The sequence below is a fragment of the Akkermansiaceae bacterium genome (assembly GCA_017798145.1).
Classification (GTDB): Bacteria; Verrucomicrobiota; Verrucomicrobiia; order Verrucomicrobiales; family Akkermansiaceae; genus Luteolibacter.
In genome coordinates this window covers 344,200-363,618 of record CP059069.1, presented here as the reverse complement: position 1 = coordinate 363,618, position 19,419 = coordinate 344,200, and the positions used below count along the sequence as shown (strand labels likewise).

Genomic DNA, 19,419 nt, shown 5'->3' with positions numbered 1-19,419 from the left:
GGTGTGAAATCCTGCTCAAGGTGCCGGGCGATTATCGGCGGACGTGGTTTGCGCACCCAAATCGGGACGGAATCTTCGGGTTTTCTTTGGGTGCGGGGCTGGGTGATTCCTCCCCGGGTCATGGGTGCCTGTGGAAGGTTTGCCTTGTCATTCCGCCGGTCTTATTTGTCGTTCGCAGGATATCTCCCAACATCACCGCGCCAAGGCAAATCTATGTGCCCTGCCGCCCACTCCAGCGACGGGTATGGCGATGGGAGCAACACGGGGCGAACCCGATGATCCGTCCGCCCGCGTCCATTCTTCCGGGATACGTGACCTACCGCGAACGATCCCCCTCCCCGGCCTGATTGCCCGGATGGGACGCCGCATGTTTTAGTATGGGCTTTCCCCATCGAATGCCCCATCTTCGCGCCGGTGAAATCAGGTTTCCTAGAAAAACTCGTGGCACGGATCGACAGGGTGGAGCCGGGAGAGATCCAGCAGATCGTCACCCGGCTGATCCAGGAAAAGGGTTTCCTTGAGAACGTGTTCGAGGCCTTGCAGGAGGGGATCATCATCCTCGATCCGGAGGGCAAGATCATGTTCGTGAACCGCGCCGCCTGCCAGTTCTTCGGGCTGGATGCCTCCAACTCGCTCGGGGAGAAGATTTCATCGAAAATCCGTGGTATCGAAAACCTCTCCCTCGGCACGGCGAACCAGGCGGTCTCGCGCGACATCGAGATCTTTTACCCGGAGCACCGCCGCCTGAATTTCTACCTCTCTCCCATCGACGACCCCAAGAACCACGAGCTACCCCTCGGCCATGTCATGCTCATCCGCGACACGACATCCACCCATGCCGAAAACCAGGAAACGCTAGAATCCGAACGCCTCAACGCCCTCACCCTCCTCGCCGCCGGGGTCGCCCACGAGATAGGGAACCCCCTCAACTCCCTGGACATCCATCTCCAGCTCCTCGAAAGGAAGATACGCAAGCTTTCCGCCGTGGATAGGAAAGGCCTCAACGAGCATCTCGGCACGGCACGCCAGGAAATCCAGCGGCTCGATACGATCCTCAGGCAGTTCCTCCACGCCGTCCGCCCCACCACACCGCGCCGCGAACCGCGCGACCTCAACGCCGTACTCCACCAGACCCTGGAGCTGCTCGAGCCGGAAATCGCCGCCCGCAACATCGCCGTCGATCTCGACCTATCCGACAAGCTCCCCCCCGCGATCATCGATCCGGATCAGTTCCAACAGGTTTTCTACAACCTCCTGCGCAACGCCTACCAAGCCATCCCCGGCAAGGGCGGCCTGATCGAGATCCGCACCCGCTCCTCGGAAACGGATTTCCTCATCTCCATCTCGGACAACGGCACCGGCATCCCTCCGGAGCAGATGGGCAGCCTCTTCGAGCCATACCGCACCACGAAATCCTCCGGCACCGGCCTCGGCCTGCTCATCGTCCGGCGCATCATCCGCGAACACGGCGGCGAGATCGAGATCCAGTCCCAGCCGGAGCAGGGCACCCGCATCCTCATCCACCTCCCCCACACCGCCCCCAGCCCCCGCCTTCTCCCGTCCCCCACCATCGACGCATAGCCTCGATTTCAGCGTTTCAGTTTTCAGAGTTTCGGTTCTTATTCCTCCATGCTCCCCACACTCCTCATCGTTGACGACGAGCGCGCCACCCGCGAAGGGCTGCGCAGTGCGCTGGACGAGGATTTCGAGGTCTATGCCGCCTCCAGCAACAGCGAGGCTCTGGCCATCCTCAAGACCGAGCCCATCCAGCTGCTCCTGACGGATCTGCGCCTCGGCGGGGATTCCGGCATGGATCTCATCGATGCCGCCTCCAGGCTCCCGGAGCCGCCGGTGATCCTGATGATGACCGCCTACGGCTCGGTCGATACCGCCGTCGAGGCCATGCGCAGGGGCGCCTTCCATTTCGTCACCAAGCCGCTCAACATCGACGAGGTGGAGATGCTGCTGAAGCGCGCTCTCCGCTCCCGAACCCTGGAAACCGAGAACGTCCAGCTCACCAGGCAGGTCAAAAAGAACGCCAGCCTGACGCGGCTGATCGGGAAATCGCCGGAGATCAAGCGAGTCACAGAGATGATCGAGCAGGTCGCGCCGACCCGCGCCACCGTCCTTATCGAGGGCGAGTCCGGCACCGGCAAGGAACTCGTCGCCAACGCGATCCACCACCTCTCCGGACGCCCCGCCGCCAAGCTGGTCATCGTGAATTGCGCCGCCCTCTCCCCGCAGCTTCTCGAGTCCGAACTCTTCGGCCACGAGAAGGGCTCCTTCACGGGTGCAGCGCAGAAACGCATCGGCCGCTTCGAGCAGGCGGACGGCGGCACGCTTTTCCTCGATGAGATCGGCGAGATCGACACGGCGACGCAGGTGAAGCTTCTCCGTGCCCTTTCCGAACGATCCATCGAGCGGGTCGGCTCGAACACACCGATCAAGGTCGATGTCCGACTCGTTGCCGCCACCAACAGGAACCTCCGCAAGCTCGTGGACGAGGGGAAATTCCGCGAGGATCTTTTTTTCCGCCTGAACGTGGTTTCGATCCACATGCCCGCCCTGCGGGAAAGGCCGGAGGACATCGTGCTGATGGCGGCGGCTTTCCTGCGGGAGTTCGCCGAGGAAAACCAGCGCCCGGTCAAGCCGCTCACCGATGCGGCGATCCACAAGCTCGTCTCCTACCCGTGGCCGGGAAACGTCCGCGAGCTACGCACCGCCATCGAGCACGGCGTGGTCATGAGCAACGACGACGTCATCTCACCCGCCCACCTGCCCGCATTCCTGGACGGTCGCCAGCGGGATGACCCCGCGGCGGAAAAACCCGCACAAAGCCCCCCAGCAGCCCCGGACGAGCTGAATTTGCAGGCGCTGGAGGCCAGCACGATACGCAGGGCCCTCGCCGAAACAGGCGACAACCGCACCAAGGCGGCGGAACTTCTGGGGATCAGCCGCCGCACCCTCCAGAGAAAAATCAAGGAACTAGGGCTTTGATTTTCCTCCCGGCTAGGCTATCCCCCCCATCCGCATGAGCACATCACAGACCCAATTCGACACAGGCATCCTGATACGCCGGAGCCTTTTCTTCCTGGTCCTGATCATCCTCACCATGGGAAACCTTTTCACCCTCTTCCGCGGCCTGAACTCCCCGCAGGCCATGGATCAGGCGCAGATCGCGCGCGAAATCGCACGCGGCAACGGCTTCACCACAAAATTCATCCGCCCCATCGCCTACCAACAGGCAAAGGAACACAAGGACAACGCACCCATCCCCTTCGTCGGATTCCAGGACACCTACCACTCCCCGCTCAACCCCCTGCTCAATGCAGCCGTCCTCAAGCTCATCGGCGCGGACGACGCGAAGCAGTGGAAGATGGGGGAGAACCAAATGGTTTTCGACCTGGACCGGGTCATCGCGGCTGTATCGACCATCTGTTTCCTCATTTCCATAGGCGTCAGCTACCTTCTGGTGTCCCGAATTTTCGACCCCAAGATCGCCGGCGTCACCGCCATCCTGATGCTGCTGTGCGAAACCTTCTGGAACTACGCCCTCAGCGGACTCCCGCAGATGCTCATGCTCCTGCTCTTCTCCTGCGCCATCTACTTCGTTTACCGCGCCGTGGAGGATGCCAGCGAAGGCCGCCTGCCCTTCGCCCCCGCCATCATCGCCGGCGTTTTCTTCACTCTTCTCGCCCTCACCCATTACCTCACCGTCTGGATCGCCCTCGGCTACATCATCTTCGCGGCCGTCGCCCTCAGGCCGCGCGGCATTGTCGGCGCATCCGTCCTTGTCACCCTGCTCATCGGCATGGTCTTCGTCATGCTGCGCAACTCCGGCATCTCCGGCACCCCCTTCGGCACCGCTTTCCTCAACCTATACAACGGCATCGGCGGCGGCACCGAGGATTTCGTCATGCGCTCGAAAGACCTGGAGTCATACCCGCTCCTCGATAGCGGCATCCTCTCCAGCGTCATCCGCACCACCCTGCTCCAGACCACCAGCATCATCCCCTTCCTCGGCGGAATCATCGTCGCCCCGGTATTCCTGATCTCTCTGATGCACCCCTTCAAGCGCCCTTCCATCGCTAATTTCCGCTGGGCCATCCTCATCATGTTCGCCGTCTCCGCCCTCGGCCTCTCCATCTACGGAATCTCCACCGAAAAGCTCGACCCCAACCAGACCCACCTGCTCTTCGCCCCGATCATGACGGCCTACGGGCTGGCCTTCGTCTCCATCCTGTGGAGCAAGCTCACCCCGGTCATCACCGTCCCCATGCTCAGGAACGTGCATCATATCGCCATCATCGTCATCTGCGGCCTGCCTCTGCTCATCAGCCTCCCGCAGAAAGTGCGAATCGGCATGGACAGGAGGGATCGCGGAGGCATCCCCCACTGGCCTCCCTACTACGCCCCTGCACTGAACCTCGGCCTCAGCAACTGGCTCACCGACAAGCAGATCTGCTTCTCCGACCAGCCCTGGGCCGTTGCATGGTATGCCGACCGCATTTGCGTCTGGCTCCCCCCCTCGCGCACCGATTTCGCGGAAATCGAAAGCATGGCCGCAGACCTCGACACCCCTGTCGCCGGCATCCTTATCTCCCCCTCCTCTCACGGATCGGGCAACGCCGCCGAAGTCGCCAACAAATACAAGGATTTCACCTCCCTGGTTATGGACGGGCGCGTATTCCTCGCCACCTACCCTCCAGGGCTTTCCATCTACGACAAGGATCAGAAAATCCAGGAAATCACCCGCCGTTACCCGTACCGCGCCACCCTCGTCGGAATGGACATGGTCTATTACTCGGATCGCGCCCTCCGCAGCGCGGAGGAATCCGCGGAATCCGAGTGAACCGCGGAAAAGCCCCCAGACAGCCCATGCCCGCCCGCAAAAAGAACGATGTCCCCGCAGCCACCGGCCCCTCCTTTGAGGAAGCCATGGGGGAACTGGAGGATATCGTCGAGGCCATGGAAGGCGAGCAACTCCCGCTTGAGGAACTGGTCGCCCGCTACGAGGAAGGTTCCGCCCTGCTCAAGCACTGCGGGTCCGTCCTCTCCGCCGCGAAGGCCAGGATAGAACTCATCACCCTCGCAGACCGCGGGGAACAAGGAACGGACGATGGCGGCTCTTCCGCCGGGATTCCAGGGAACAGCCCGGACGGGATTTCCGGCGACCCAGACGAAAGCAATGACATCAGCCTCTTCTGAAACCAACGGCGGCAACAGCCAGCTGCTCGCATCCATCAACAGCCCGGCGGACCTGCAAAAGCTCTCCGAATGCGAACTCACGGCACTGGCCGCGGAGATCCGTGAAAAGCTCATCAGCTGCCTCTCGGTGACAGGCGGCCACCTCGGCCCCAACCTCGGTGTCGTGGAGCTGAGCATCGCCATGCACACTGTCTTCTCAACGCCGCAGGACAAATTCGTCTTCGATGTCTCCCACCAGGGATACGTCCACAAGATGCTCACCGGACGCGCGGCGGAAATCGACTCCATCCGCACCTACAAAGGCCTCAACGGCTTCCTCCTCCGCACCGAGTCCCCACACGATGCCTATGGCGCGGGTCACGCAGGCACCGCCCTCTCCGCAGCCCTCGGCATGGCCGCAGCCCGCGATCTCGCCGGCGGGGATAACCACGTCGTCGCCGTCGCCGGGGATGCCGCCTTCACCTGCGGCCCCACCCTTGAGGCGCTCAACAACATCGCCGAGACCACCAGGAAATTCATCGTCGTCCTCAACGACAACGAATGGTCCATCGACAAGAACGTGGGTGCCATCGCCCGCTACTTCAACGCCCTCCAGACCCACTCCACCTACTCCGCCGTCCGCACGACCGCTGCCGATTTCGTCGAGAAAGTCCTTGGCAAGGCCGTCCGCAAGATCGCCCACCGCGTCGAGGAAGGCGCGAAGAACCTGATCTTCCCCAACGTCCTCTTCGAGAAGTTCGGCCTCCGCTACTTCGGCCCCATCGATGGGCACAACCTGCCTTTGCTCATCAAGACCTTCGAGCACCTCAAGACGCTCAACGAGCCTGCCGTGCTCCACATCATCACGGAAAAGGGCCGCGGCTACCAGCCCGCCCTCGACAACCCGGGCAAGTTCCACGGACTTGGTGCCTACAAGATCGAGGACGGCTCCACCGATACCGTCTCCTCACCGACCTGCTCGGACATCTTCGGCCGCACCGTCACCGACCTCGCCATCGACGACCCAAAGATCGTCGCCATCACCGCCGCCATGCCGGGCGGGACGAAGCTGGAGACGTTCAAGAAGGAACTCCCGGACCGCTACTTCGATGTCGGCATCGCCGAGGAGCACGCCGCCCTCTTCGCAGCCGGCCTCGCCACCGAGGGCTTCCGCCCCTTCCTGGCAATCTATTCCACCTTCATGCAGCGGGCCTATGACATGATCATCCATGACATCGCGCTCCAGAACCTCCCTGTCCGCCTCTGCATGGATCGCGGCGGACTCTCCGGCGACGACGGCCCCACCCACCACGGGCTATTCGACATCGGCTATCTCCGGCACATCCCCAACATCATCCACATGCAGCCCAAGGATGAGGCCGAGTTCACCGCCATGCTCAGATGGATGGCGAAATACGACGACGGCCCCACCGCAATCCGCTACCCGCGCGGCATCATCGCCGGGACACCCGCCGATGACAGGACGTCCCCCATCGAACTGGGCAAAGGCGAGCTCATCCAGGAAGGCTCCGATGTCGCCCTCATCGGTCTCGGCACATTCTTCGGGATGGCCTTGGAGACCAAAAGGCTGCTTGAGGAGAAGGGCTTCTCCGTATCGCTGGTGAACCCGCGTTTCATCAAGCCCCTCGACACCGCCCTGCTCGAAAAGGTTGCCCGCTCCTGCAAGGTCGTCTGCACCTTCGAGGATCATGTCCTGGCCAACGGCTTCGGGGCCGCCTGCATCGAGCACCTGCATGACGCAGGCATACCCACACACGTTGAGCGGATCGGCTGGCCGGACGAATTCATCGAGCACGGCAAGCCAGAGATCCTACACGGGCTCCACGGACTGACAGCAAACGCCGCACTCGACAAAATCCTCCCGCATCTCACTATCTAGCCATCTCCCTGGATTCAGATCCCTGGTATCTAAAAGTCTTCATCATGGAACTCGACCTCATCGACACCCCCTTCGACCTCCGCAAGATCAAGCCCGGGGAGCTTGAGGAAATCCTCGAGGATCCCTTCGCAATACGCTTCCTCCCGGACAACGACCGCGGCGACGGAGCCTCCCGCTACTACGCACTCGGACGTACCGTTGCGGATCGCCACCTCTTCATTTCCTTCACCACCGACGGAAAAATCGCCCGCGTCATCTCCGCCCGCGAGATGAGCGATGCCGAGCGCCGTTTCTACGACCGCAACTACAACGAAACCCGCTGAACACCATGAAAGCCATCACATCCTGGGACCAGCTCCCCGAGTTCGAGGACGACGCCGAAGAGCACGCCTTCTGGGAAAACCACGAGCTCGACCCCAAGCTCATGGCAGGCTCCGTACACGAGGCGGACTCCCGCGAATCCACCACCATCACCCTACGCTTCGATCCACGCATGCTCTCCCGCATCAAGCGCATCGCCCGCTCCCGCTTCCTCAACTACCAGTCCATGATGAAGCAATGGCTCGCCGAGCGCCTGGAGGACGAGATGAAGAACCCATAGCTCCCGGCCACCAAGCTCCAGCAAAGGGATGAAACCAAATCCCCCTTGGAATCCGAGACGAGAAATTTCCCCTTGCCCGAACCTTGGATGTTGAAAATTGAACTCTTGGGCAGCCCCCGCCTCTGGCTCACCGGCTTCATCACCTGGGCTGCCGCGCTTTTCGTCCTCTCGTCGTTTTCAAAAACAATGCCCGAGGGCGGGCCGGAAATCCCCCATATCGATAAGATCCTGCATTTCGGATACTTCATGGGAGGTGCTTTCACCTTCGCCACCTGGGTCATACTGAGAAAAGGGCTGCAAGCCCCGCTCCGGCAACGCATCCTTCTGCCACTGCTGCTCTTCGCCGTCATCGGCGCGCTGGACGAATGGCACCAGACCTTCACCCCAGGCCGCTCCGGCAACGATCCCTTCGACTGGCTCGCAGACATCCTCGGCTCCCTCATTAAGCATTGTCCTCGCGAGCCGACTGCATTCCCCGCTGCAGAAACTTCAGGGGCGGCAATGAAACCGATGGCCTGAATCTGGAGCCGCTCGCCGTCCCCCAACCCTCAATGCCTGAAATGCCTGTGGCCGGTGAAGACCATGGCCATTCCAGCTGCATCGGCGGCGGCGATGACCTCCTCGTCGCGCATCGAGCCACCCGGCTGGATGCAGGCGGTGGCACCGGCGTCGATCGCGGATTGCAGCCCGTCCGCGAAGGGAAACATGGCATCCGAGGCGACGATGGATCCCTTGAGATCCAGCCCCGCCTCCTTGGCTTTCCAGATCGCGATGCGGGAGGAATCAACGCGACTCATCTGGCCGGCACCGATACCGAGCGTGCGATCCGCATGGGCGTAAACGATGGCGTTGGATTTCACGTTTTTCACGATCCTCCAGCCGAAGCGCATCGCCCGGATCTCTTCCTGGGTCGGAGGGCGCTTGGTGACGACCTTGCTTTCCATGTCATCCAGGCCAAGCGCGGTGTGGTCTCGGTCCATGACCATGATGCCACCCGGGCTGGAGCGGATCACCGGAGCTTTCTTGGCGGAGAGGTAGGCATCGTTCATTTTCATCAGCCGCAGGTTCTTCTTCTTCTGGAGAAGGGCGCGGGCATCTGGCTCGAAGTCCGGGGCGATGATCACATCGGTGAAAATTTCCGAAATGATCCGGGCGAGTTCCAGCGTCAGCGGGCGGTTGGTGATGATCACCCCGCCGAAGGGCGCCTGGCGGTCCGTCTCGAAGGCTTTCTTCCACGCGAGGCGGAGATCCTCGTCATCCTGGCCGACACCACATGGGTTCGTATGCTTGAGGATGGCGACGGTGGGGCGGACGAAATCCAGGATCAGGTCAGCTGCGGCCTCGATGTCGATGATGTTCGTGTAGCTCAGCCCCTTGCCCTGGAGCTGGGTGAAGCAGGATGCGAAATTCCCGTATAGCGAGCATTTCTGGTGCGGGTTGTCGCCGTAGCGCAGCTCCTGCTCGAGCGGAAGGCTCAGTGTGAAGGAACAGCCCGTGCCCTGGCGGCACTGGCCGAGGAAATTCGTGATCGCCCCGTCATACTGGGAGGTGCGCAGGAACACTTTCACCGCAAGCTGCTCGCGCAAGCCCTTGGTCGTATCGCCGCCGTTGCCGCGCATTTCCTCAAGCACCAGCCGATAGTCATCGGGGGAAACCACGACGGTGACATGCGAATGGTTCTTCGCCGCGCTGCGCAGCATCGACGGCCCGCCGATGTCGATGTTCTCGATGGCCTCCGCAAGCGTGACACCTTCCTTCGCGACGGTTTCCTCGAAGGGGTACAGGTTCACCACCACAAGATCGATGGGCGGGATGCCGTGCTTTTCCGCATCGGCCACGTGCTGTGGATCGTCGCGGCGGTGCAGCAGGCCGCCGTGCACCATGGGATGGAGGGTTTTCAGGCGACCCTCGAAGAGTTCAGGTGCGCCGGTGTATTCGGATACGTCGATGACGGTGAGTCCTGCGTCGCGCAGCGCCTTCGCGGTGCCGCCGGTCGAGAGCAGCTCAACCCCCATTTCCGCGAGCCCTTGTGCGAACTCCACCAAACCCGTTTTATCGGAAACCGAAAGCAATGCTCTTGAAATGGCCATAATGTGTCTTTGGGGTGAAATCCGGCGGGCAGAGGCCTCGCCGGATACGCCCTCCCCGTATGCAAGCCCCGCCCCGCAGGCAAGCGGGAATCCTACCGGAATGCCTAACGGATCCCATCAATCCCGGTGATCCGGCAAACCCCATCATGGAAACGGAACCTCACATCCACCCCGCAGAGCTTGGCTCCATGGGCTTTTCCCGTTTCCTCCGGGGATGCCGCAGGGCGCGGATCGAGGGATAGAACCTGGAGTATCACCTGCCGGGAGCGCCCGTCGAGGAGTGCGAAATCCGCTTCCGCCGAGAGTTCAAGCTCCACAGGCACCCGCCGTATCGGCTCCGTGGCATATCCCACGGACGCATCCGGCAGCGCCTCGATGAAGGGCAGGTAGGGCTTGATGTCATAGATGGGCGTCCCGTCCACCAGATCGACCCCGGAAAAATGCAGCACCGGAGGCTCCAGCCCACCTTCGCGCACCATCGCCACGCGATCCAGTTTCACCAGCGAAAGCCCCAGGCCATTGGGCCTGTAGGTCGAGCGGCTTGCGAAAACCCCCACCCGCTCGTTCCCGCCAAGCCTGGGCGGGCGCACCGTCGGATGCCAGCCCTCGCTCTCCGTCCCGTGGAAGCCGAAGACCAGCCAGACATGGGAGAACCCGTCCAGGCCGCGCACCGCCTCCGCCGAGCGGTATGCCGGGGAAAGCTCCAGAACGCCCCAGGCAGCCGGACAAAGCCCCGGCTGGCGCGGCACTGCGAATTTCTCACCGAAGCAAGTCCTCAGGCGACCTATCGGCTCGATCTCCATGGCTTGTCTTGGAATGGGAAAACCCGCACCCCGCCAACTGGCGCAGCGCGGGTTCCCCAGGATCGGATCAGTTGACCTTGAAGTGCACGGAGCCGCGCACCGAGCCGCCCTCCTTGCGGATTCTCCAGCTCATCGAGTCGAAATCGCGGCAGGCGTCGATGAACTTTCTCATATCCTCCATTTCGCTTTTGAAGGATTCCCGTTCGCCTTCCCCGGTGAAAATTTCCGCGGAATTCTTGTCGAGAACCGCCAGCATCCCGTCGGCATAGTCCACGAGCGCCCTGAAATTGACCCGCAACACCGCGCCATTCCCGGCCGCCCCGCCGTCCGCGGCCTTGATCATCAGATCCTGCGCCTGGGTCTTTGAGGTGGACATGCAGAACCACTCGTCGCTCACCGTCACGGATGGCATGAAATCGTCCTGGAAAAACGGCATGGAGAAAAACCATGTGGTCATGCCGTCCTTTTCCGAGCTGATCGGCTTCTGCATCGGGATTTTCTCATTCGTCATCTCGCTGACCTTGGCCAGAAGGGATGTCATGCGGGTATCCATTTCCTTCCAGGATTCCTTGATCTTGCCGCGATCCGCCACCGGCGAGATCATCGTGAAACGCGGTGCCTTCGCCTCATCGACGAACGCCTGCGGGAAGCCGGGAATGGCCGGCATGGAACCCTTGAGATCCATCACCACCGCAGTCTCGTGCCCGAGGCCGTCCGAGAGATTTCCCAGCGCACCATACAGCCCGACAAAATCCGCGCGGAACTGGCCGTCGAAGAGCTTCATGGACTCCTTCACCTGGGCAAGCTCCGGCGCATCGATCTCAAGCTCTGAGAACTTCACGGTCGCCGCGTAGAGTGTCTCGACGATGGCCTCGAGGTAATCCCCCATCTGCTCGTCATAGGCGGCATTGCTCGGGATATTGAGGAAAAGCATGTTGTCGCCGCTATCGCCGAGGTGGGCGAGGCTGGTTTTCGCATCCCAATCGACTGCACCCTGGTCATATCCGCCTATGCTTTCGATTTTCAGCCCTTCATCGACAAACGCGACCATTCCCAGCGTTTCGGAACTGCACAGCCCCAGCATCGCCTTCTCGCGGTCCGCAACAATCTGGAGCATCGCCTCAAGATCGCGGGTGTCGCCCATTCCGCCACCTCCGGAAATGCCATCGCGTATGCCTAGCGCGTAGGTGGCGAAGACGCCTGCATCGTCCATGATTTCCTCCCATACCTCGTTTGCTCCATAGATGACCGACACGAACTGCTTGTCGGCATAATCATCGGCGAAGCTGAGCTCGTCGCCCGCAACGATGGACTCCTCGATTCCGGAAGCGAGTTTCAGGGACGTCTCGCTGCCGCCTATCATGACGACCACGTAATCGGCGACGGTGCCCGTGACCACCACGATGTTCTTCCTGGAGATCGCGGAAATGAGCGCCGTGGCATTGTCCTCACCCATGCTCTCGGCCATGCCCTCCTTGCCCTCCTCCATCAGCTCCGCAATTTTCGCACCGAGCAGCTTGTAGCCCATGAATTTCGCTCCGCCGGTCTCGATCTCCACCGGCTCGGCCATGCCCTCCGCCATCCCGAAGATACCCATGCCGCTGTTTACCATCTGCGCGGCCTGCTCCAGCTCGCCCTCCTTCGCACGCATGGCGATGTAGAACGGCGGCATCTCCGCCTTATCGATGAGCGCAATGCCGGATTCCGGGTCACTGAGCAGGTTTTTCATCATGTCCCCGCCCATCTCCGATTGCAGGCTGTCCGTGAAATCCTGCATGTCGCCGGTCTTTGCGTAGGCCTGAGCCGCCTTGCCCATGGCCCTTGCCTGGAAATATGTCATCCGGCTGCTGAATTTCATCATCCTCGCGGCCTGCTCGCTGCCGGTATCCCCGAGCGCGAAGGTGACCTCCTGCCCGAGCAAAAGCCATGGGCTGGGGGCTTCACCCATCTCTCCGCCATCGAATTCCTCAAACTCATCCTGCTCCCCATCCTCAAGCAGATCGTCTTCAGGAACGACTTCATCCAACATCTCCTGCTCGAATCCGTCGACACCCATGCCGATCTCCGATTGCAGGAGCCCATAGAGCTTCAGCGCCTTGAGCTGATCCCCCGCCTTCCTGGCGTCGTACACGGACATGACCATCTCCGTATCCTTGGGCAGGAATTTCGCGAAACCCAGCTTCGCAGCCCGCTCCTCGGCCGTGAGCGATTTCTTCATTTTGGGTGCCACCGCTTCCTCGACAGCCTTGACAACCTTTTCGGCAACGCTCTTCGCAGTTTCCGGCGCATCCGCCGTTTTCGGCTTCTCCTTGCAGGAAACTGCCCCGAAAAGGATCGCACCGCCCAATATGCTCACACTGATTTTGTATTTCACGGATTTGAGTAGAAACAACCTTACGGCGCTTTCAAGCCCCAATCGTGGATTTCCGACGGTTTTACGGGGATACGCGGCCTTGCCGCCGCTTGGGGTTTGAATTCCCCCGTCCTGCGTTTACAAAAGGCCATGGATCTCTCCGACTTCCGAAAAGAATACTCCTCACAAGGACTCCACCGCAAGGATCTCACCGCGGATCCCACCGAGCTCTTCGCCCGATGGTTCGCGCAGGCGACGGAGCTCAAGGTCCACGAACCCAACGCGATGACCCTCGCCACGATCTCGCCGGAAGGCACCCCCAGCCAGCGCACCGTCCTCCTCAAGGCCTTCGATTCCAAGGGCTTCACCTTTTTCACCAACTACAGTTCGCGCAAGGCCGCCCACATCGCCGCAAATCCCTCCGTCTGCCTGCTCTTCCCTTGGATCACCCTGGAACGTCAGGTCATCGTCCAGGGCCGCGCGGAAAAAATCACCACCACGGAATCGCTGCGCTACTTCGCCACCCGCCCGCGCGATTCCCAGATTGGCGCCTGGGTATCGAACCAATCCGAGGTCATCACCTCCCGGAAAATCCTGCTCCAGAAGCTGGAGGAAATCAAAACCCGGTTCCGCGATGGCGAGATCCCACTACCCTCCTTCTGGGGCGGCTACCGCGTGATCCCGCAAACCATCGAATTCTGGCAGGGAGGACCCGCCCGCGTGCATGACCGCTTCCTATACACACTCCAGCCCGATGGCGGCTGGGATATCAACCGCCTCTCGCCATGAGGAATTTCCGGATACTCGCATTGCTGGCGCTTTTGCTCCCCTCCTGCGCGGAGAAAGCGCAGGAACAACCCACCGCCAAGGAAGAGGAGAAGCCCAAGCCCCGCCTCGTGGGCCGCATCGCATCGATCCCGGCCGGCCGGAAATTCACGCTCATCCAGGCCTACGGAAAATGGGACATACCCACAGGCTCCATCCTCACCACCCAGGGGCCGGAAGGCCGCGCCGCGAACCTTCTCGCCACCGGCGAGAAACTCGGTCAATACGCCGCAGCCGACATCCAGTCCGGCATCCTTGAGGTGGGCGATGGGGTCTATTCCACCGTAATACCGCCCGAACCGGCCGCCGTGCCGGAAACCGATGGGGATCCATCGGATTCGCAGCCGCCAATCACTCGTGATCCGCCAGATACCTCTCCGCCTCCAGCGCCGCCGCACAGCCCTGGCCTGCCGCAGTGATCGCCTGCCGGTAGTAGTGATCCGCGACATCGCCCGCCGCGAAAAGTCCCGGCGTTTTCGTTGAGGTGCGGCCGGGTGTCTGGAGGATGTAGCCGTTCTCGTCCAGATCCACCAAGCCGCTCACAAAGCCGCTGTTGGGCACATGGCCGATCGCCACGAAAACGCAGGCGACCTCAAGCTCGCTTTCGGTGCCGTCCACCAGGTTCTTGAGCTTCACGGCGCGCATCTCGCCTTTCTCGTCCGTCAGGTATTCGGTCACCCCGGAGTTCCACACAGGTTCGATCTTGGGGTTATCCAAAGCCCTGTCCGCCATGATCTTGGAGGCGCGGAGCTCGTCACGGCGGTGTATGAGATACACCTTGCTGGCGAAGCGTGTGAGGAAGCCCGCTTCCTCGCAGGCGCTGTCTCCGCCGCCGATCACCGCCACCGGCACATCGCGGTAGAAGGCCCCGTCACAGGTCGCGCAGGAAGTCAGCCCGTGGCCGATGAGTTTCTTCTCGTTGGGCAGGCCGAGGTGGCGCGGCGCGGCTCCGGTGGCGATGATGACCGTCTTGGAGCGCAATGTCTCCTCGCCGAGCTTCACGCTGAACGTCCCGTCACCCTCCCTAACGATCGACTCCACCGTGGCATACTGGATGCGCGTCCCGAACCTCTCCGCCTGCTTCTGCATCGCCATCATCATATCCGGCCCCATGATGCCATCGGGGAAACCGGGGAAATTCTCCACCTCGGTTGTCGTCGTCAGCTGCCCACCCGGCTGGGTGCCGGAAATCATCAGCGGATTAAGGTTGGCGCGGGCGGTGTAGATGGCGGCGGTGTATCCGGCGCAGCCGGTTCCGATGATGATTACGTGTTCCATGTTGTTTGGTTGAATGCTTGCTGGCTGCCATTATTCCGGTGGCATGGCCCAGGAGTCAACCGCCGGGTGGCAGTGCTGCGGCGGCATTCCCGACAAACTCATCCACCGCACGGTAGGCGACAAGCTTTGTCTCCGGGTGCACATAGAAAAACACGTAGAACCGAGCCAGCGCATCCTCCGGCCAGCGTGTCTGGGCCAATACGCGATCGCCCTCAGCCTCCCTCACCCCCAGGCCGACGTCGTAGAATTTTTCCGCCCTCGCACCCTTCGGAGTAACAACCTTTCCCAGACCCGGGGCCAGGACAAACTTCGAAGTGCCGACAAATCCGAGAACGGTCTTGTTGGTGAGGTTCTGGAAACGGATGTCACCGCCCTTGAAAGCGGGATCGTCCGACCTGAGAACGATGGGGTGATAGCCGCCCTTAGGCGAGGGCACTAGCAGGACGATGAACGATTTCCCCTCCTCGGGCAGGGTGACGGAAGCGAGCGATGCGTTTTTATTCACGGACCACACACTGAACAGCCTGGCCGGGGGGATCTGCGCCGGGGAAAGGTTGTTGACCGGCAGGTCGAAGGGATCCGTCCGGGCTTCGGCATTGGCCAGCAATACCTGGCCGAGATCCGGCGGGCTGCTCTCCGCAAGGAAGCGGACTTCGACTTCCCCTTTCGGCGCGGCGTGGCACAAAGGGGAGAACAAAAGCGCAGCGGTGAAGAGGAAACGTATCATCGGGAGTGGGTTCAGACTTCGCCGGGGTGCAGCCAACGGAAGGAGACGATGTTGAAGCGCCTTCCGAAATCCCGGTTGGCCTGGCTCACCGGGAGCGTCTCCGCCTTGTCGGCGGGATCAACGTAATTGCGATCCCTCTCCACCACCGCCTCGCACCATGCCCGCGCCGTAACCTTGCCGCCGGCGTCAACCGCCTCCCCATAGGCACGGATGATGAAACTGTCGGAGCGAGCGGAGAGCACCGGCGCGATCGGCGTGAGTATGTCACCCTGCTTCACCACCGAAGGCGCCCCGTATGCCATCGGCCCCTTCTCGGCCTCGGGAAACGTGAAGCGGTTCGCCGAGGCCTGGCTGACGGAGCGGGACGAGTTCTGTTTTTCGTTGATCGAGACCCCATCGGAATCCAGCGCACTCTGGATCGCGCCGGATTTGGCGAGCGCCTTGTCCGTGCCGACCCTGCGGTTGACGAAATCGGAAAGGCTGGTGAAGGGCCCGCGCTTGCGGACTTCCTTCACGATGGCGCGTGCCAGGCCGTCGATTTCCGTGTCGGTGAGCGTGCGGCGGCCATGCCATTGCTCGCGCTTCATCGCGGCCTCGTCCTTGATGATGATGTTTCTGGGAGCCCCGAGGGAAGCCACGGGTGTGTTGCCGTCCTTCGCGGCGATGCTCTCCACCCCCGCCTCGTCGCGCACCACGATCTGGCGGTCTTTCAGGGAGCCCAGCACGGTTTTCCATGCCTCGATGGAGGTCGAGTTCACATTGAACATGCCGTCCACGCGCAGGTAGCTCGCCACGCTGTCGATCGCCGTGCTGTTAGGGATCACGCCCGAGAAAATGGAGGAGGCAAGCTGGGAGGCGTCCCGCCCCTCCAAAACAGGCATGTAGCGGGCCACGGGCAGGGGCTTCTTGCCGGAGAGAAACTCGGTGGCCACGGTTTTCTGGTCCCGTGCCTGCGCAAAGGCGGGAGACGGTTGCGGGCTGATGCCGGAAAGGAACCAGTCGTCCCACAGCGCCCGGTTCGCAAGGTAGGAATGGTCTGCCAGCGGGCGCGGGTTGTTGGCGAGATTGCCCTCCGTCCTGTCCGGCGCGATCATCGCCGGAGCCAGCGAGTTCCCAATCGCGTGGGAAACCTGGGGAAGCATGGGCAGGCGCGCCATCGCGTGCTCGCTGCCCGTGGATTCCGTCAGGCGGTTGAAGCCGTTCGCAAAGGAATCCTGGAAAGCCGCAAGGGAAACGATGGGCTGCCTCGGGACGCTGTGCGTCGTCACAAAATTGGAGCCGAACTGGGATGCCAGGCTGGATCCGAAAAAACCCTGTCCGCTCTGGGTTTCATCAAGGGGCGCATTGAGCCAGCTTGTCAGCGCCGTGATCCCCGGCTGGTAGGGCAGCATGTCCCGCTCCTCGTCGTGAAGATTGTAGAAATCCACGTTGTGCGCCTTCGGGTTGAAACGGGCCAACATCCTGGTGCCCCGCTTGTTCTCCAATTCCGTCTTGATGTCGTAGGAATGCACCATGAAAGGAGCTTTGCGCGAGGCGATGCTGTTCGCGGGGATCACCCTGGTGTTCTGGAGCCCCCCAATGGTCGGATAGGTCTCGGCATACCGCGCATCGTTCGCGAACACTCGGCTGGAGTTCGACAGGGTTTTGTTCATCCGCGGGTTATTGGTGGTTCTGAGTGGCTCCCCGACTTTCCAGCGCTGCTGGCCATAGCAATGATCCACGGAAACCTGGCCGATGTGCGTGTTGTAGCCCCATGGGCTGCCCATGACCACGCTGTTATGGGTCATCGACCAGCGCCGGGAATTGTTTTGAGAATACCCGTCGACGATATTGCCTCCGGATGCCCCGTCCTTGCCTCCGGTGAGGTTGTTTGGCGAGGCGCTGTAGCTGATCTGGTCGACATTCTCAAGGAGCACATACTGCCCGTTCTCGTCAATGAGCGGAAACCTTGTGCCGCCGCCGTAATTGAAGCCTTTCCTTCCGTTCAGTCCCGTGAATCCGCCGTTGCCCGCAGAGGTATTTCCCGTCTGGGAAATCTTGACCACCTCACCCGGCCTGAGGGTGATTCTCTCCATCTCGCCGACATTGAGGCGCAGCATGTTGTAGTCGATCCCTAGATTGGTGTTGGCGTAGTCCTTGTTGTAAACCGACCGCATCAGGGAGCACCTGCGCAAGCCGCCCCCGTTGACCTGCACGTTGATGTCGTAGGGGATCACCCAGAACACATACATCCAGCACTTCGTCCTGCCCTGCGGATCCTGGTGCGGGGCGACATCCACCGCAACATCCAGGGGATTCCAGAGGGTGATGACAGGATCCATGTTCACATAGAGCGCCTGCTTGCCCGGATGCCTGTTGGCGGGGGCGGGAAACATCTCGAAGGATAGAACGACCTGGTAGCTGATGGTGATCGGCTGCTTGTATCTGTCCCAATTGTCCTGTGTGACGCCGTCGATCGAATCGGCAGTCCTGAGATAGGGCGCGGTGGTGGGAACGCTACCCCCGGTGGTGAAAGTCCCGCCTCCCCCGAACCGCAGCTCCCTGTAGAGATGGTAGTAGGACCAGAGTTCCTGGAAATTGATCCCGACATCGCCCTGCACATTGTACAACACATTCGATGGATCGCTCAAATCGGGTGCTGCGGTGAAGCTCTCCAGCTTCATCGAGAGATCCTTGCGGAAGCCGCCGGCGCGGACGTTTGTCATAAGGCCGGAGGAAGCGTCCGTCAGATCGTGGAACAGCGGGCGGGGCGATTCCGTATCCGTTGCCAGGAAAGCCGCCTGGCGCCAGCTGGTGAGGTGCCGGGTGCGGGCATCGTCCGTCGAGAGGCCGGCGAACGGCTTCAAGGAACCTGTGCCTGCGAGTTCGGAAGCGTTCCGGGGCGCACCCTGCAGATTGTTGCGCAGCGCCGCAAGACTCGTCTCCTTCGAGGCGGCCTGGGTGGAGACGGCGGCCTTGACGCCCTGGTCACCCACCCACCATGCCATGCGCCCGGTATGGTTCGCTCCAGGCCCGACATTGACAAGGGGTGCCTTGACCAGGCCGTCGGTGGCGGTGCCAACCGTCCCGGCCCCGACGAGTTCGATGGCGTCCGTGCCGGACAAAGCGGTTTGGGGTAAGGCAAGCAGCTTGCGCATCGACTCATCCCCGGATACGAGCCAGGAACGGAACACCGGGGACGGACGTGTTGCGGAAGTGGCGGGCCATGAGTCGAAAACTCCCGTCCAGCGCCGGTTCCCTGCCACCGAGGATGTTACGCTGCCATCGCCACCCGGCGCGATGCGCTGATCGGCGGTCATGGAAACGCGCTGGTCGGGCCCCAACTGCTCCTGCAATTCGCCGATGGCGACCATCAGGGCAAGGCGGGCGTTTGCACGAGCCTGAGATTGGGAAGATCCGTTGGCGGAATTGCGAAGGCTGATTGAGGAGAGGCTTAGCATCCCAACCGCAAGGATGGACAGCAGGACAAGCAGGGTGAGGGTGACGACAAGCGCGAATCCGGATTTGCAATATCTGACCGGATGCAGACGGGAGGAACAACGAATGCCTTCAGGCAGGTTCATCATGGATTTACATTATAAATGCTTTCCGGATAAGTCAAAATGCAATTTCTCCAACTTTTGGCGAGTGGGATCCGATAAGGTTCTGGGTTGCC

General features: G+C 61.6%; 16 protein-coding genes. 10 read left to right on the top strand and 6 right to left on the bottom strand.

The annotated features are described in order from the left end of the window. Positions 1 to 414 precede the first annotated feature (414 nt). From HZ994_01605 to vanZ, 8 genes are all read left to right on the top strand, one after another. On the top strand, positions 415 to 1,581 hold the full coding sequence (locus tag HZ994_01605; protein QTN31075.1) for a PAS domain-containing protein: 1,167 nt from the start codon (positions 415 to 417) through the stop codon (positions 1,579 to 1,581). 48 nt (positions 1,582 to 1,629) lie between these two features. Continuing rightward, complete coding sequence (locus HZ994_01600) at positions 1,630 to 2,997, top strand: sigma-54-dependent Fis family transcriptional regulator (protein ID QTN31074.1); 1,368 nt, start codon at positions 1,630 to 1,632, stop codon at positions 2,995 to 2,997. A gap of 34 nt (positions 2,998 to 3,031) precedes the next feature. After that, entirely contained in the window at positions 3,032 to 4,852 is a 1,821-nt protein-coding gene (locus HZ994_01595; GenBank protein ID QTN31073.1) for a glycosyltransferase family 39 protein, read from the top strand. A gap of 26 nt (positions 4,853 to 4,878) precedes the next feature. Continuing rightward, on the top strand, positions 4,879 to 5,208 hold the full coding sequence (gene xseB / locus HZ994_01590) for an exodeoxyribonuclease VII small subunit (GenBank protein ID QTN31072.1): 330 nt from the start codon (positions 4,879 to 4,881) through the stop codon (positions 5,206 to 5,208). After that, on the top strand, positions 5,189 to 7,087 hold the full coding sequence (locus HZ994_01585) for a 1-deoxy-D-xylulose-5-phosphate synthase (protein QTN31071.1): 1,899 nt from the start codon (positions 5,189 to 5,191) through the stop codon (positions 7,085 to 7,087). Before xseB ends, HZ994_01585 begins: the two co-directional genes overlap by 20 nt. A 44-nt stretch (positions 7,088 to 7,131) precedes the next feature. Further along, positions 7,132 to 7,410 (top strand): BrnT family toxin, encoded by a 279-nt coding sequence (locus HZ994_01580; protein ID QTN31070.1) that lies wholly within the window; start codon positions 7,132 to 7,134, stop codon positions 7,408 to 7,410. Positions 7,411 to 7,415: 5 nt separating this feature from the next. After that, on the top strand, positions 7,416 to 7,688 hold the full coding sequence (locus HZ994_01575) for a hypothetical protein (protein QTN31069.1): 273 nt from the start codon (positions 7,416 to 7,418) through the stop codon (positions 7,686 to 7,688). Between the two features lie 87 nt (positions 7,689 to 7,775). Next, positions 7,776 to 8,207 (top strand): VanZ family protein, encoded by a 432-nt coding sequence (vanZ, locus tag HZ994_01570; protein QTN31068.1) that lies wholly within the window; start codon positions 7,776 to 7,778, stop codon positions 8,205 to 8,207. Positions 8,208 to 8,236: 29 nt separating this feature from the next. On the opposite strand, the gene purH is transcribed toward vanZ, so the two are convergent. The 3 genes from purH to HZ994_01555 all read right to left on the bottom strand — a co-directional run bounded on the left by purH (position 8,237) and on the right by HZ994_01555 (position 12,955). Then, positions 8,237 to 9,778 (bottom strand): bifunctional phosphoribosylaminoimidazolecarboxamide formyltransferase/IMP cyclohydrolase, encoded by a 1,542-nt coding sequence (purH, locus tag HZ994_01565; GenBank protein ID QTN31067.1) that lies wholly within the window; start codon positions 9,776 to 9,778, stop codon positions 8,237 to 8,239. A gap of 104 nt (positions 9,779 to 9,882) precedes the next feature. Further along, complete coding sequence (gene tsaA / locus HZ994_01560) at positions 9,883 to 10,581, bottom strand: tRNA (N6-threonylcarbamoyladenosine(37)-N6)-methyltransferase TrmO (protein QTN31066.1); 699 nt, start codon at positions 10,579 to 10,581, stop codon at positions 9,883 to 9,885. A gap of 67 nt (positions 10,582 to 10,648) precedes the next feature. Further along, a complete protein-coding gene (locus HZ994_01555; GenBank protein QTN31065.1) occupies positions 10,649 to 12,955 on the bottom strand; it encodes a hypothetical protein in 2,307 nt (768 codons plus the stop codon). 129 nt (positions 12,956 to 13,084) lie between these two features. Between HZ994_01555 and pdxH the strand changes: the two genes are divergently transcribed. Then, positions 13,085 to 13,723: a pyridoxamine 5'-phosphate oxidase gene (pdxH, locus tag HZ994_01550; GenBank protein QTN31064.1), complete on the top strand. Its 639-nt coding sequence runs from the start codon at positions 13,085 to 13,087 to the stop codon at positions 13,721 to 13,723. Next, positions 13,720 to 14,178, top strand: a complete 459-nt coding sequence (locus tag HZ994_01545; protein ID QTN31063.1) for a hypothetical protein — start codon at positions 13,720 to 13,722, stop codon at positions 14,176 to 14,178. The genes pdxH and HZ994_01545 overlap by 4 nt, the downstream gene beginning before the upstream one ends. Here the strand turns inward: HZ994_01545 and trxB are convergent. The 3 genes from trxB to HZ994_01530 are packed head-to-tail and all read right to left on the bottom strand — an operon-like array spanning position 14,111 to position 19,330. Beyond that, positions 14,111 to 15,037 carry a thioredoxin-disulfide reductase gene (trxB, locus tag HZ994_01540; GenBank protein QTN31062.1) on the bottom strand — a complete coding sequence of 309 codons (927 nt, stop codon included), beginning with the start codon at positions 15,035 to 15,037 and terminating at the stop codon, positions 14,111 to 14,113. The two genes, HZ994_01545 and trxB, sit on opposite strands and share 68 nt — an antisense overlap. A 55-nt stretch (positions 15,038 to 15,092) precedes the next feature. Further along, a complete protein-coding gene (locus HZ994_01535) occupies positions 15,093 to 15,764 on the bottom strand; it encodes a hypothetical protein (protein ID QTN31061.1) in 672 nt (223 codons plus the stop codon). Positions 15,765 to 15,775: 11 nt separating this feature from the next. Next, entirely contained in the window at positions 15,776 to 19,330 is a 3,555-nt protein-coding gene (locus HZ994_01530; protein ID QTN31060.1) for a hypothetical protein, read from the bottom strand. Positions 19,331 to 19,419: the final 89 nt, after the last annotated feature.